Consider the following 14,687-nt stretch of genomic DNA (forward strand, 5'->3'; position numbering starts at 1 on the left):
TGGAACAAAAAAAGAACTACTACATTTCGATGTAATAGTTCCGATTGTTTTAAACGGGTATGGAGTCCTCGAGTAATTTTTCGACGTCGGATAAGGTCATTGGTTTGTAATAATAGTAACCCTGACCCGTTTGACAGCCAAGACGCTTTAACTCTTCATGCTGTTCTTTTGTTTCAATGCCTTCTGCTACGGATAGCATATTTAAATTTTTAGACAGTTGAATAATTGTTTTAACAACGGCGTTCATGCGTGAATCGGCTAAATGATCGACAAAACTTTTATCTATTTTTATTTCTTCAAATGGGAGCTCTTGCAAATAGCTTAACGAGGAGTAGCCCACACCAAAGTCATCAATCGAAGTATCAATACCAATTGCCTTTAGTTCATTAATAATTTTTTTGGCACGCAGTATATTATCTAATTCAGTACTTTCCGTAATTTCAAATTTAATGTACTTTGGCTCGATATTGTAGCTTTCAATTATTGCTAATGATTTTTCAACAAAGCCTGGACTATAGAAATGGCTTGGTGATACATTTACCGACACTTGGTACTGCTTTAAGCCACGTGTCGCCCGTTCCTTCTGCCATTGTAAAACCTTTTGAAAAATAGCGAGATCGATTTTATAAATATTGCCCGTATTTTCGGCAACTGGAATAAACAGTGCTGGTGATACAAAGCCCATATCTGCTGAAATCCATCGAGCTAGTGCCTCAAAGCTCTCGATTTCACCTGTTTCGATATTTACTTTTGGCTGTAGCATAGGGAAAAACTCATTATTTTTCAAGCCTTTTGTAATATAGGCAAGTACATTCATTTCTTGTTCTACTGATTCCACTTGGCTTTGCTCAAATTGTTTGATGACTGTACCTGAAGCCTTCAATGCATTGGACAACGCTGTATCCGCTTGCTGAATCGCTTCAAAAAACGGCTGATTTTCATTAAATGCCGACTTTCCAATCTTAAGTGTCATATACGTTTCTTTGTCATTAATATAATAGGGATCATTCAAAACCCCGTCGATTTCTTGCTGCGGCGTGTTCATTTCGTCAATGGTAAACCGACTCGCTATAATAATGGATGAACTCGTATACCGGGCAATTATTGAATCATTAAAGGTCGACATATTTTGCAAACGACTCGCCAATTGTTTTAGGATCTCATTGCCACCTTGGCGTCCATACAAGTCAACAATATTTTGATATTCTCCCGGCTCAATAATAAATAAATGACCTTCACAGCCATGTTCAATTAATGCCATCAACTGATTTTTAAAATGTTCAAAATTATTTAAACCCGTCGAGACATCTTGATATGCCAATTGACGGATGGCCGTTTTTTGATCGAAATATTTTATGGCAAGCGTCACAATCGGCGCAATTCGATTTAAAAACTTGAAGTCAGCCGTCAAAGGTTCGGCTAGTTGGTCAAAATACATCGAAAATAAACCGATAAATTGCCCTTCAGAATTAACAATAGGTTGGCTCCATAATGAAACAAATGAATACTGTTCTAAAAGCGGATTAAACAATTCGTTGTATGGTGATTCCTTTAGATTTTTAATAATGATAGGCTTTTTGATTGGGTTATTTCCATGAAAAGTTAAGCCTGTTAAGAGCACATCTTGTTCCATGTTTGGCTTTCCCTTCATTAAGTCACCATATACATGCTTGACATGGTTGTGTTTATCCACTAGCACGATTGCTGTACAGCATTTCTTACCAAATGTTGTATCAATCGTATGACAAACATTATTCAGGACGCGTTCAAAGGTGTCGCCATTTTCTAGGCTATAATATATTTCTCGTTCTAATTCAATCAACAGTTCGACATTCATCGAATCCGTGACATCTTTCATTAACAAGATACTATAGTGTAAGTCACCATATTGGTTACGCACAGGTAACACATTCACTTCATTCCAAAAGGTCGTGCCATCTTTGCGATAATGGAGTGACGATGTTTTAAAGGTTAGACCATTTTCAATGCTTTCTTGAATTGCTTCCTCGTTCATTACATCAGTGAGTGGCCCATGTAATTGATCGATTGTCATGCCACTCATATCCTGTTCACTATAATCTGTCATACGTGTAAAAACATGATTCACAAAATCAATTGTATTGCCCTTTTTAATATTGATAATAACAACTGCTGAATCAAGCTGTCTCGCCATTTGACATAACCAAAAATACATTCCTGCATCACTTAAGCTTCGATTATCGAATTCATTCATATAGGGAGTCCTTTCATATTAATTATACTAATTCAATAGTATAGCAAAAAAACAGGCATTTCGACTGATTAATCCGATAATTCTTTCTAACTATTTTTTTGATTTCATCAGTTTATGTACTTAATTTATCATCATTACTATACTTTCATTTTTTATATGTGCAAGTTTACTAAGATTCATTAGTAATAAAAGCTAAAAGCAGTTTTTTTAATTTACTTTCCTTATTTTCCAATAAAAAAAGCGATTTAAATAAGCTTGCCTGCTTACTTAAATCGCTTGAAAATTTATTTATGAACAAGAGCCTGGCACACTATTGCGTACTTTAGAGCCTGTTTCGCCTTTTAGTATATCGCCACCCGTTGAAGCAATCACTTCATTTGTCACATTGTTTGCAATGGCATTCGAAACAAGCTGCAATAGGTCATTGACATCTGTTTGCGACTGCTTGAATTGCTGTACAACTGGAAGTTCATCGATTTCTTTCTCAATGTTTTCGATTTTAGTTTCCATTGTTTGTACTGCGCGCTCTTTTCCTAGGTGCTGGAAGTTTACTACTTGCTTCTGAAGTGTTTTTAATGAAGCAATTTTTTCACGCACAAATTGATTTTCATTAATTTGCTCTTCTGCCTTTTTGAAAAATTCCACTTCTTCTGTGTTGGCAATCATATGAGCAATTTCTTTCGCCTTTTCAACGATTTCATCTTTTGTATATAGTTTTGTTGTCATTTTACGAATTCCACCTCTTCTATAAATTCACCCAATAATGAGTAGGATTTTGCTTCTACAATTTTCACTTGAACAAGCTTACCAATGTATTTGGGATCAGCTTTAAAGTTGACAAGACGGTTTTTACGCGTATAGCCTGCTAAAACATCCTCACGTCTTTTACTGCTTCCTTCTACCAACACTTCAACAATTTGACCTTCCAAATCTTTTAATGCCTTTGCAGAAAATTCTCCCACAACGGCATTTAAGCGATGGAGACGATCTTTCTTTTCTTCCTCTGTTACGTTATCCACCATTTTCGCAGCAGGTGTACCTTCACGTGGCGAGTAAATATACGTAAAGGCCATATCAAATCCAACTTGTCGATATAAATCTAGCGTTTCTTGGAATTGTTCCTCTGTTTCATTTGGATAACCAACAATAATGTCCGTCGTTAAGGTCACATTTGGAATGGCTGTTTTAATTTTATCGACTAATTGTAGGAAATGCTCGCGTGTATATTTTCGCGCCATTATTTTCAAAATTTCATTTGAGCCTGATTGCACCGGTAAGTGAATATGGTCGACTAAATTGCCACCTTTTGCAAGTACTTCGATTAAGTGATCATCAAAATCACGTGGATGACTTGTTGTGAAACGAATACGCGGAATATCAATTTTGCGTAATTCATCCATTAGGTCTCCTAAACGATAGTCGATGTCCTCGAAGTCCTTCCCGTAGGCATTTACATTTTGACCAAGCAACATGACCTCCTGATAGCCCTGTGCAGCTAATTCACGTACCTCCTGAATAATTTCCTCTGGGCGACGTGAACGCTCTTTCCCGCGTGTATACGGCACGATACAATACGTACAGAATTTATCGCAGCCGTACATAATGTTCACCCATGCTTTAATCGAGCCAAGACGTTTTTTCGGTAAATTCTCAATAACGTCGCCCTCTTTTGACCAAACTTCGACAACAAGCTCCTTCGACATATAAGCTTCGTGCAAGATGTTTGGTAAGCGGTGAATATTATGTGTACCGAATACCATGTCCACATGCTGGTACTGCTTTAAAATTTTGTTTACGACAGATTCTTCCTGCGACATACAGCCACAAACGCCAATTAGCATTTCTGGGTTTTTACGTTTATATTTTAACAAGAAGCCTAGCTCACCAAATACTTTGTTTTCTGCGTTTTCACGAATCGCACATGTGTTTAGTAGCACGACATCTGCTTCTTCAATGATTTCCGTCGGTGTATAGCCAAGCTGCATGAAAATACCAGCCATCACTTCTGTATCATGCTCGTTCATTTGACAGCCATAAGTACGAATGTAAAACTTACGATCCTGTCCCATGCCTAAATATTTTTCTTCAATATCAAAATCTTTATGGTATTTTACTTCTTCTTTTCCGCGTTTTTTCGCATCTTTCAATGAAGGAGCCGTAAATACTTTCTCAAAATATTTACTATAGTCTTTTTCTTCTTTTGGTTGTTTAATCTGCTGACTTGCTAGTCGTTGTTCTTCATTCATCGACTAATTGCCCCCTATCATTTATTACAATTACTCATTTCAACATTATAGCGAACAGTGACTAGTAGTTACAAGCTAGTCGATAAATTGTTTGTAACTATTTCTGTCATTTGTCCGCAAAATTGTAAGAAATGTGACACTTAATTTCATTACCTGTGACCAATTCATTGCATACCTTGCTTCAAACTGATGCTTCGGTAGTTTCAGTACATCTCGAAATAATGTTTCAGCATCGAGCTGTTGTTCATTTAAATACGCTAAAAAGGCTAAAAACAGCTTGTGGTCTTCTAGTGCAAGCTCTTTACTTTCGATGAGCGCATCCATACGATCACTAGGTGAATTGGCACGAGAAAGTAACAGCTCCAACTTTTGCTCCAGCTTGTCATTTTTATATTGTAAAAAATCCAAAATGTCCGTCATGCCGTACCTCCTCTGCAAAAATGGGTGTTGTTTCCTTTCTTACTGTAGCAGATTTGGGTGGTTTTCTCATTAAAAAGGTAAAGCCAAAAAGATTGCTTCTCTAGCAATCACATTCATTATTCATTTAATAAGATACTCATTTTTCAAATAAAGAGTTCCACTCGAAAGAATAAAAAAACGGTTTAATTTAAGATTCACTTTACGGATGAATAATAACTTGTGTCCCTATTGGAACAATACTTGCTAACTTTTCAACATCTTTATTATGCATACGAATACAGCCATGTGATACAGCGTGACCGATAGAGCTTGGATTATTTGTCCCATGAATTCCATAATGTTCTTTCGATAAACTCATCCACATTGTCCCGAATGGACCACCTGGATTTGGCTGCTTGTTGATAATAATAAAGTTTCCTAGTGGGGTTTCAGTAAGTATTTTTCCTACAGCAATAGGATATTGTTTTTGTAGAACACCATCTTTAAATAAGCGTAACCAGCGATTATTTACTGAAATCTCAATTTGAAATGGGGTCGTATTTGGAAAACCAGGTATGATTATTTGCTGTCCAATATAAAGTACATCAGGGTTGATACCAGGATTGGCATGAATGATGGCCGATAAGGGGGTTCTAAAATTTCTAGCTATTTGGGACAATGTATCCCCAGCTTTTACCGTATAAATCATTGTAATCATCTCCAACATCAAAGTTAATACCGTATATTATGCTTTGAACGAAGAATGAGTTTGAAATCCTGGCATCCTATTACTCGGCAAAAACTAGAATTCAGCAAAAATGATATCTGATTTTTTTGAGTTACCTAATAATAATTACCCCTAACCTTATCTCAGAGTAAAAAAAGGGGAATGACCAAATTCATGATTGGTCATTCCCCACACAATTCAACTAAAAAAAAATTTAACAGAATTTCTAACTTACTTCGTATCATCCATCTTCAATACAGCCATGAACGCCTCTTGAGGTACTTCGACTGAACCGACTTGCTTCATACGTTTTTTACCGGCTTTTTGCTTTTCAAGTAATTTACGTTTACGAGAAATGTCACCGCCGTAACATTTGGCAAGAACGTTTTTACCGATGGATTTAATTGTTGAGCGGGCAACAATTTTTTGACCAATCGCTGCTTGCACAGGAACCTCGAATTGCTGGCGAGGAATTAATTCCTTCAGCTTTTCTACGATTACTTTTCCACGCTCATAGGCAAAGTCTTTGTGAACGATGAAGCTTAATGCATCGACATGCTCGCCATTTAATAAAATATCCATTTTGTTTAACTTCGAAGGCTGGTAACCAATTAACTCATAGTCAAATGACGCATAACCTTTTGTATTGGATTTTAAGAAATCAAAGAAGTCATAAACAATTTCCGCTAATGGCATTTCATAAACAATTTTTACACGTGTATCATCGATGTAATCCATGCCTGAGAAGTTCCCGCGTTTCTTTTGGCAAAGCTCCATTACCGCTCCAACGAAATCATTTGGTACCATAATTGTTGCTTTTACATATGGCTCTTCAATACGGTCGATTTTTTGAGGATCTGGCATCATTGATGGGTTATCTACCTTTAATACCGTTCCATCTGTTTTCGTTACTTCATAAATTACAGATGGTGCTGTTGTAATTAAATCAATATTAAACTCGCGCTCAATACGCTCTTGGATAATTTCCATGTGTAAAAGCCCTAAGAATCCACAACGGAAACCAAAGCCTAGTGCTTGAGAAGTTTCAGCCTCGTATTGTAATGCAGAGTCATTTAACTCTAATTTCTCTAGTGCTTCACGTAAATCATTATATTTTGCTGTATCAATTGGATATAGACCACAATATACCATCGGGTTTAATCTACGATAACCTGCTAATGGCTCTTTCGCACCGCGAGCACCCGCGAATGTTACCGTATCCCCTACACGCGTATCTTGCACATTTTTAATAGACGCTGTTAAATAACCAACATCCCCTACTGTTAGCTCTGCTTGAGGAACCGCTTTCGGTGAGTGAACACCTACTTCAATTACCTCAAATTCAGCACCCGTTGCCATCATGCGAATTGTATCGCCAGCTTTCACAGTACCGTTGATAATACGAATCGAGATGATAACCCCTCTATAAGCATCATAGACCGAGTCGAAAATTAACGCTTGTAATGGCGCGTCTGGGTCCCCTTGTGGAGCAGGTACTTTTTCGACGATTTGCTCTAATATATCTTCAATACCAATTCCTGCTTTTGCTGAAGCTAGTACGGCTTCTGATGCATCTAAACCAATGACATCCTCCACCTCTTGACGTACGCGCTCAGGGTCTGCAGCTGGTAAATCAATTTTATTGATTACTGGTAAAATTTCTAAATCATTGTCGAGTGCAAGGTATACGTTTGCTAAAGTTTGCGCTTCGATCCCTTGAGCAGCATCGACTACTAGAATAGCCCCTTCACAGGCAGCTAATGAACGTGAAACCTCATAGGTGAAGTCGACGTGACCTGGTGTGTCAATTAAGTGGAATGTATATTGCTCGCCATCTTTAGCATTGTATTTTAATTGCACGGCATTTAGTTTAATCGTAATTCCGCGCTCTCGTTCTAAATCCATAGAGTCTAATAATTGTGTTTTCATTTCACGCTGCGTTACCGATTTCGTTGATTCTAAAAGTCTGTCCGCTAGCGTTGATTTTCCGTGGTCGATATGCGCGATAATCGAGAAATTTCGGATATTTTCTTGGCGTTTTAAGCGTTGTTCTCGGTTCATAGTAATTTCCTCTCCTAATTAGAAAAAACACCGCTTTCATCGTTCAAAGCCTGGTGTTATGACGTATGTAAATAATACCCCACTTACTTTTCTACTAAAATACAGCCCCTATGCGCTCATGTTTTTACACAAATAAGCGATAGAGGCCTTTCGTATCTTTAATTATACTATGAAAGGTCATGCTACGACAACAACGAACGTACCTCATCTACGTGCATTTTTTCTGAATCCACTAAAAAATGTGCTTTATTAGACGAAAAAATGCTACACAATCGTTTCGACAAATGCGAGACGAATTGCTTGTGCTAATACAGCCATTGTCCGTTGTAGCTCTTCCTCCGTATTATCAATTCCACCAAATTCAATGAGCAGCATATTTGGCGCTAAATCTTGATTGTAAATACCATTCACATGGTCACCTTGCTGTTTCAAGATCCCCCGCGAAATGCCTGGAACAATACTGTTTAATTGATCATTTAACGCATTTGCATACGCTAAGTTCGCCTCATAGCCTGCATGTTCAGCTCCGACAACGAAAGCAATTTTTGCGTAGGTTTCTTCACCATATTTTAAAGTAGTTGCCTTTTTACCAACGGCATCTCGGTGAAAATCAATAACAAGCTGATAGTCCTCTTGTTGTAAATATTCAGCTAACACAGGACGCACCACCTTATACGCCTGGGGAAGCTTCTTATTTGTTAATTGCATTTCCGTCATCACATCAAAATCCATAAAATGTGGGGTAATACCATTCAATTGTAAGTAGTGTTCCATCATTTGCTGCAACGAGTAGATATTCGTTTGCTCATCATAAACCGCCTGTAAACCCGTCGTTTTTTCAACAATGGGTTTATAGGATTCATGTGAATGAGTAAAAAGCAAAAGCGCATTAAACGGTTCTGGCTGTTCCATCACTGTTTCCGGTTCTGGTACATCTGCTGCGGCAAATACGAGATGGGGCTGCTCTTTTTTTTCGGTTGCTACCTTATTATTTGGAAAAGGGAGTTGCCCAATAATGAGGGGCAGTGAAAATAAAATAAGCAGTAAGATTGTAAAGCGTTTTAGTTTTTGCAAACACATCACCCTTTCTCCACTACGATATGGAGACTTGATGAAAATTAGAACGATTTTCTAGCATTTTTTATCCATTCAAATAAACTTTCACTTAGTAATACGGCAAATTGAGTTAACCAAAAATCCACCTCTTTTGGTGTCACAATAAGGCGTTCAGGATGGGAGCTAAACACTTCCTCAAACAGTTGACGGCGATCCTCATTAGACCATGTTACCCATTGACCAAATATCGGTTCTAATGATGTTAAATCAAGCTTTTCCTTTGATGAAGTCCAATTCGTCACAGATAATTTACTAGAAGGCTTTCCTTTTTCGCTAATTTTTGCGGCAATCGATTGAAACACTGCTTCGACAGCATCGGCCATCAAAATGGGTGCCTCTACAACTGTAGGAATACCAATCGCGCTTATTGGTACGTTTAACACTTCCTTTGAAATTTCTTTTCGGTGATTCCCTACACCACCACCCGGCTGGATGCCTGTATTCGTTAATTGAATTGTACGGCATAGTCTTGCACTACCACTCGTTGCAAGCGCATCAATAATAATGACAAGCTCAGGTTTAATGCTTTCTGTCAAAGCTTGTACATAATCGCTTGTTTCAAAGCCTGTTTGTGCTGTCACACCTGGCGCATACAAAATAAACTCCGGGGATTCTAGCTCTGATTGCTTTTTATGCATGGCGTCAATGACATATGGTCCAATTGCATCAGGGGTAATCGTTTTATTCCCCAATCCAATAACTAAAATTTTCGAATCGGTCGTTATAGGAATTTCCTTATGCATCTCTTCTAAATAATGAATAAGAGATTCCTGCATTTGCGAAAAGCCGTGCTGGTCTTCAGAGGTTAATGTGGGAATGGATAACGTCACATAGACCCCTTGTTTTTTATGAATCTGTCTTTCCCCAACTTCACTGACTTCCACCTTCGTGACCTTTACCCGATTTTGCTGTGATTCTTCAATTTGAATCCCACTGGTTTCTTGTAATTTTTCTTTATGTTGCTCATCCGTTTGTAAAACAACTTCTGCTGTCTCATCAATTAAATCTGTCCGATTCCAAGTAATTCCTTGCATTTTAACACCTCCATTAGCAGTGTGTTCAAACTGTCAAGTAAATATTCTTTGCGTTTATGTATTGCATTTCCTTCAATCCTTTGGTAGAATGATTTTTGTTGTATTGACACATGAATTAAGTGAGAAAATACTCATCTCGTATCTAAAATCTAGGAGGTGAAAGAAATGCCAAACATTAAATCTGCTATTAAACGTGTAAAAGTTAACGAAAAAGCTAACGCTGCAAACGTACAAGCTAAATCAGCTATGCGTACTACAGTAAAAAAAGCTGAACTAGCGATCGCTGAAGGTGCTGCAAACGCACAAGAATTAGTAGTTGCTGCTTCTAAAGCATTAGATAAAGCTGCTTCTAAAGGTCTTATTCACAAAAACGCGGCTTCTCGTAAAAAGTCTCGTTTAGCGAAAAAAGCTTAATTTAACTTATAAAGCCAACTGTCATTTTGATAGTTGGCTTTTTTCGTTGTCTCTCAACAAAAATAGTAGGTGCTTAGAAATACATTCTGAAACACCTACTTTTTTATAATTTTTTCATTAAAAATAATTCTAAGTGACGTTCACGATTGCCACCTGTCGTCTTTAGCTGTAAATCTACATCTGCGAGGCTGTAGAGTGCCTGTAACAGGCGTTGCTCACTCGGTCGATTTCTCTGTCCTGAAATGATTTGAACGCGGTATGGGTGGATTTTGAGCTGTTTGGCGATCTGCTGTTGATGATAGCCCTTCTTTTGCAAATAAAAGATATGATTCATCGTACGAATATTGCTCGCAAGCAATCCTACCAATTTAATTGGCTCTTCTTTTTGACGAAGCAAATCATGATAAATTTTCAATGCCTCTTCTTGATTATGCTCTAAATAGGCATTAAGCATTTTAAAGGCATCATGCTCCAATGTTTTCGCTACCAAATCCTCCACTAAGTCAATCGTCATTTCAAGCTCCTCACCTAAATAAAGCGCCATTTTTTCGATTTCCATTTGAAGTTGCAGCATATTCGGTCCTACCATTTCCAAAAGCTTACCGATTGCATTGTCTGAAATGGCTTTGCCGTGCTTTTGCGCCTCATTTTGTATCCACACATTTAAATCATTATTTTGCGGTGTTTCGGCAAGTAGGACGACACATTTTTCTTTCATAAGCTTGGTCATTTTTTTACGCTCATCCAGCTTTTCATAGGGGGCGATAAATACTGTGACTGCCGTATCTGTCGGGTTGTTCAGCCAATTTTCAAGACGCTTAACATCATGCTCTATTTTTTCCTTCCCTTTTTCTGTCGCTTTTAAAAAGGAAGCGTTTTTGGCGATAATTAATTTACGCTCCGTAAAGAAAGGGATTGTATCGGCCTCATCGATCACATAATCAATCGGCTGTTCGTTTAGATCAAACGTCATCACTTCCGCCTCATCTTGTGCACTGAGCGCCGTTTTCAAGCGCATAATCGTTTCATCTATAAAGTAGGATTCTTCCCCTACTATTAAATATACTGGAGCGAAATTCCCTTTTTTTATATCTTGCCATACTTTTGTCATCATACTAGGGAACCTCCTTACGTTTTCGTATCCTATAGTATACACATTTTTTCGCAAATTGAGAATGTAGAGTTTATAGGAAGCATGCTATGTATAAGCTCGTTTTGCGGATTCTACAAAATTGTTTGCGACTTTGTGGATTTTTCTTGAAATTATTTGACAATACTTTGCCTAATAAAAGGAATAATTAGTATTTCGTATAGCATTTTGGGTGGGATTATTTTATAATTATGGCAGATTAGGAGGGATACTTATGGCAGGACATCAAGATCCAAACTACGTAACTGAAAACCCATTTGAAGGTCGCGGCCGCGCAATGAAAGGTAACGACTTCCCAGATGCAGGTTACGGTTTCGCTATCGGCGGCGGTTTCTTCATCACATTGTTCATCATTGCGGTTATTGTAGAAGCAGCTGTACGTTTATAATCCATTAAAAAGAGAGCAACTGACACGATTCAGTGGCTCTTTTTTTAGTTATTTATGAAATAATTGATTCGACGTTTCGAATCGAACTTGGTCATGTTTCACATACAGTTCCACGGTGCCGACCTCTCCTATTGTTAAATACGGAATTTGGCGTTGTTCAAAACGGTTGACAACATCAATATGAGGATGCCTATAACGATTATTTTCACCTGCTGTAAAAATCGCAAGCTTTGGCAACGTTTGCTGTACAAATGCTTCCGTACTCGACGTTTTACTGCCATGATGCCCTGCCTTTAAGACATCGAGCCGTTCAATCGCCGTGCTATAGAGCCGTACAATTTCCGTTTCCCCCTCCTTTTCTACATCCCCTGTAAATAACGCCTTAAACGCGCCCTGCCTTACTAACAGCACCAAAGAATCATTATTGCCTTCATAGATCGTCTCTTGTGGCCAAATATAATCAAAGCGTACATCGCCAATTTGCCAGCCATCACCCGCCATTTTTTCTTTTATGGTCGTCTTTGTATGGGCTAGCTCCTCTAAAAAATCATTCATTACCGCTTTATTAAGTGAATTCGGTGTGACATGTACTTCCGAAACACGAACCTCCCGCAATACCTCCTCTGCCCCCTCCACATGATCTGCATCCGCATGTGTCAGTACAAAGGTATCAATTTTTTGAATGCCACGCCCCTTTAAATAAGGAACAACGACTTGCCTCCCCACTTCATAGGGCGTATCCCGTTCCTTCCAAGCCTCTTGACCAAAGCGCAGCAAGCCTCCAGCATCAATCATAACAACGGATTTTCGGTAGGGCATTTCAATAACAATACAATCCCCTTGTCCCACATTGACAAAGGCGATTTTTAAATCCCCATGTAAATACGTTTGAAAATGAAAAATAAGCGCCGGGATAAATAATGTTGCAAGGATTCTTTTCATATTTGCGCCTTTATCAAGGAAATAAAAGGTCACAAACACCGAAATATATAGCATAACCAACCAAAATAAGGACGGCTTCCCGGGATTCCACATTTGCATAATCGGCTGCTGCATCACGAGAATCAGCTCGGTCAGCCATGTACGAAGCGGCTCATAAACAGCAAGAATTACGTGATTAATCGGTAGGGGAATGAAGGAGCCCATGAGTAAAATTAAATTGACAGGTAAAATAATGAAGGAAAACAATGGCACAAAAAAGATATTGGCAATAAAGGATGATAAACTAATTTCGAAAAAATGATGTAAAAGCAGTGGGTAAACGAGGATTTGACAAACAAATGTAATAAAAAAGGACTGAATCCAAAAATTTTCATAGCGCGCTAAAATGCGGCTTGAGTATACAAGACTGTACGTAGCCAAATAAGATAATTGAAAGCCTATCTGATAGATTGCACCGGGCTCCATCAGTAAAAAAAAGAGGAGACTCAGTGACAACGCATCGTCCATTGGAATTTTCCAGCGAAAGTATTGTGCCAGCATAATGAATTCAACAACCGTAACCGCACGCCAAATCGACGGCGCACCACCCGCTAAAACGGCATAAATCGGCAATAAAATAAGCAACAGACTATTTGCCACTTCACGCCGTACACCTAAACGTAATAATAGTTGAAAAAACAAGTAGGATACAAGGGCCACATGAAGCCCCGATATCGCAAACAAATGCGTAATGCCTAGTTTTTGATATGCGCGGTTCAATTCTTCATCGACATTTTCCTGCAAACCAATTAATAATGCCTGTGCTTCTGCAGCAAGTGAAGGTGGAAACGTTCGTTCAATATGCTCCTTTAACCAAAAACGCTGTTCATAAATCGGTTGTAATAGCGTCTTTTTCGTGCCCACAAGCGTCATATTGTCGATTTCCACAATGCCACGTGCACCTTTACTTTGCAAATAGCGCCCCATGAAAAAGCCGTAACGATGAGCTGGAATGGAAGGCGCTACTTGCTGGCCCGTGACATGATAAATTTGCCCCGCTAATTGGCTCGCTTGTAATTCCTGCTTTTGCTGCTCACTCTTTATTTCGTAGGTTACATAGACATTGTTGCCTTGCGCATCTTTCATAAAGCCTCGCAACATGACACCGTTTATTTTGTATTGATCGCTCCAAGTTAGCTCAGCAGGCAAAATGACCGGCTCCTGCAACTTCTCGACCTCATAGCTAAAATAACTATAGGTCAATAAACCAAGCGCAGCAATCCCGACTAAATGCCATTTCCATAACTTTTTATAGGAACAAAAACCAACTAATAGACCGAGTAATAATAAAAGCCTTACCGATTGAAAACTAGCGACAGCACTAATACAAACCGATAAGGCATAATAAATCCAATTATGCTTCCATAAGTTTACCAAATAAAGCATGCATCTTCTCCTCAAACGGGAGCAGCTCTTCATGGCTCGCACCTAAAGCACGCATTTTTTCAAGCATGTTAAATGTTAACGCAAATTTTTCATCTTGTAAAAAATCAATTTTCGCTTCATCAAAAGGAATATGTACAACCTGAACATTTGCTTTTGCAAATAATTCTAATGCATATGTACTATTTTTATAATCCTTTGCATAGTAGATGTTTTTAATTCCGGCTTGAATAATCGTTTTCGTACAAGGTAAGCACGGGAAATGCGTTACATAAAGGTCGGCCCCATTTGCTGGTGTACCGTACTTTGCACATTGTAATAAGGCGTTGGTCTCTGCATGCACCGTACGCACACAATGATTATCCACAACATAGCACCCCTGTTCAATACAATGCTCGTCACCCGAAATCGAGCCGTTATAGCCACCTGCAATAATGCGTTTTTCGCGAACAATTGTTGCGCCAACAGCTAAGCGTGTACAAGTACTACGCAATGCTAATAAATGACTTTGTGCCATAAAAAATTGATCCCAAGTAATACGCTCCATATGATAAC

At 38.5% G+C, this 14,687-nt stretch carries 13 protein-coding genes; 2 read left to right on the top strand and 11 right to left on the bottom strand.

Going from position 1 to position 14,687, the window contains the following annotated elements:
- Nucleotides 1-49: 49 nt before the first annotated feature.
- From MKX47_RS13010 to gpr, 8 genes are all read right to left on the bottom strand, one after another.
- Nucleotides 50-2,233 (bottom strand): EAL domain-containing protein, encoded by a 2,184-nt coding sequence (locus MKX47_RS13010; RefSeq protein WP_340774863.1) that lies wholly within the window; start codon nucleotides 2,231-2,233, stop codon nucleotides 50-52.
- Nucleotides 2,234-2,521: 288 nt separating this feature from the next.
- Nucleotides 2,522-2,959 (bottom strand): RicAFT regulatory complex protein RicA family protein, encoded by a 438-nt coding sequence (locus tag MKX47_RS13015; protein WP_340774864.1) that lies wholly within the window; start codon nucleotides 2,957-2,959, stop codon nucleotides 2,522-2,524.
- Nucleotides 2,956-4,479, bottom strand: a complete 1,524-nt coding sequence (gene miaB / locus MKX47_RS13020) for a tRNA (N6-isopentenyl adenosine(37)-C2)-methylthiotransferase MiaB (protein WP_340774865.1) — start codon at nucleotides 4,477-4,479, stop codon at nucleotides 2,956-2,958. Before miaB ends, MKX47_RS13015 begins: the two co-directional genes overlap by 4 nt.
- 75 nt (nucleotides 4,480-4,554) lie before the next feature.
- Entirely contained in the window at nucleotides 4,555-4,899 is a 345-nt protein-coding gene (locus MKX47_RS13025; RefSeq protein ID WP_340774867.1) for a hypothetical protein, read from the bottom strand.
- 199 nt (nucleotides 4,900-5,098) lie between these two features.
- Nucleotides 5,099-5,587 (bottom strand): L,D-transpeptidase family protein, encoded by a 489-nt coding sequence (locus MKX47_RS13030; protein ID WP_340774870.1) that lies wholly within the window; start codon nucleotides 5,585-5,587, stop codon nucleotides 5,099-5,101.
- Between the two features lie 249 nt (nucleotides 5,588-5,836).
- Nucleotides 5,837-7,666: a translation elongation factor 4 gene (gene lepA / locus MKX47_RS13035; RefSeq protein ID WP_340774872.1), complete on the bottom strand. Its 1,830-nt coding sequence runs from the start codon at nucleotides 7,664-7,666 to the stop codon at nucleotides 5,837-5,839.
- A 264-nt stretch (nucleotides 7,667-7,930) separates the two neighbouring features.
- Nucleotides 7,931-8,746, bottom strand: a complete 816-nt coding sequence (gene spoIIP, locus MKX47_RS13040) for a stage II sporulation protein P (protein ID WP_340774875.1) — start codon at nucleotides 8,744-8,746, stop codon at nucleotides 7,931-7,933.
- Nucleotides 8,747-8,784: 38 nt separating this feature from the next.
- Nucleotides 8,785-9,816 carry a GPR endopeptidase gene (gene gpr, locus MKX47_RS13045; protein WP_340774880.1) on the bottom strand — a complete coding sequence of 344 codons (1,032 nt, stop codon included), beginning with the start codon at nucleotides 9,814-9,816 and terminating at the stop codon, nucleotides 8,785-8,787.
- 165 nt (nucleotides 9,817-9,981) lie between these two features.
- Here gpr and rpsT point away from each other — a divergent pair, with 165 nt between their 5' ends.
- Nucleotides 9,982-10,230: a 30S ribosomal protein S20 gene (rpsT, locus tag MKX47_RS13050; protein WP_340774882.1), complete on the top strand. Its 249-nt coding sequence runs from the start codon at nucleotides 9,982-9,984 to the stop codon at nucleotides 10,228-10,230.
- A gap of 103 nt (nucleotides 10,231-10,333) precedes the next feature.
- Here the strand turns inward: rpsT and holA are convergent, their stop codons facing one another.
- Entirely contained in the window at nucleotides 10,334-11,344 is a 1,011-nt protein-coding gene (gene holA / locus MKX47_RS13055) for a DNA polymerase III subunit delta (protein WP_340774886.1), read from the bottom strand.
- A gap of 250 nt (nucleotides 11,345-11,594) precedes the next feature.
- Between holA and MKX47_RS13060 the strand changes: the two genes are divergently transcribed.
- On the top strand, nucleotides 11,595-11,768 hold the full coding sequence (locus MKX47_RS13060; RefSeq protein WP_340774888.1) for a YqzM family protein: 174 nt from the start codon (nucleotides 11,595-11,597) through the stop codon (nucleotides 11,766-11,768).
- A 48-nt stretch (nucleotides 11,769-11,816) separates the two neighbouring features.
- Here MKX47_RS13060 and MKX47_RS13065 read toward each other — a convergent pair whose 3' ends face one another.
- Both MKX47_RS13065 and MKX47_RS13070 read right to left on the bottom strand, forming a co-directional pair.
- Complete coding sequence (locus MKX47_RS13065; protein ID WP_340774891.1) at nucleotides 11,817-14,135, bottom strand: DNA internalization-related competence protein ComEC/Rec2; 2,319 nt, start codon at nucleotides 14,133-14,135, stop codon at nucleotides 11,817-11,819.
- The gene (locus MKX47_RS13070) at nucleotides 14,104-14,679 is read right to left on the bottom strand and encodes a ComE operon protein 2 (RefSeq protein WP_340774893.1); all 576 of its coding nucleotides are present in this window, start codon (nucleotides 14,677-14,679) and stop codon (nucleotides 14,104-14,106) included. Before MKX47_RS13070 ends, MKX47_RS13065 begins: the two co-directional genes overlap by 32 nt.
- Nucleotides 14,680-14,687: the final 8 nt, after the last annotated feature.

It is taken from the genome of Solibacillus sp. FSL R7-0668, assembly GCF_038006205.1.
GTDB lineage: Bacteria > Bacillota > Bacilli > Bacillales_A > Planococcaceae > Solibacillus.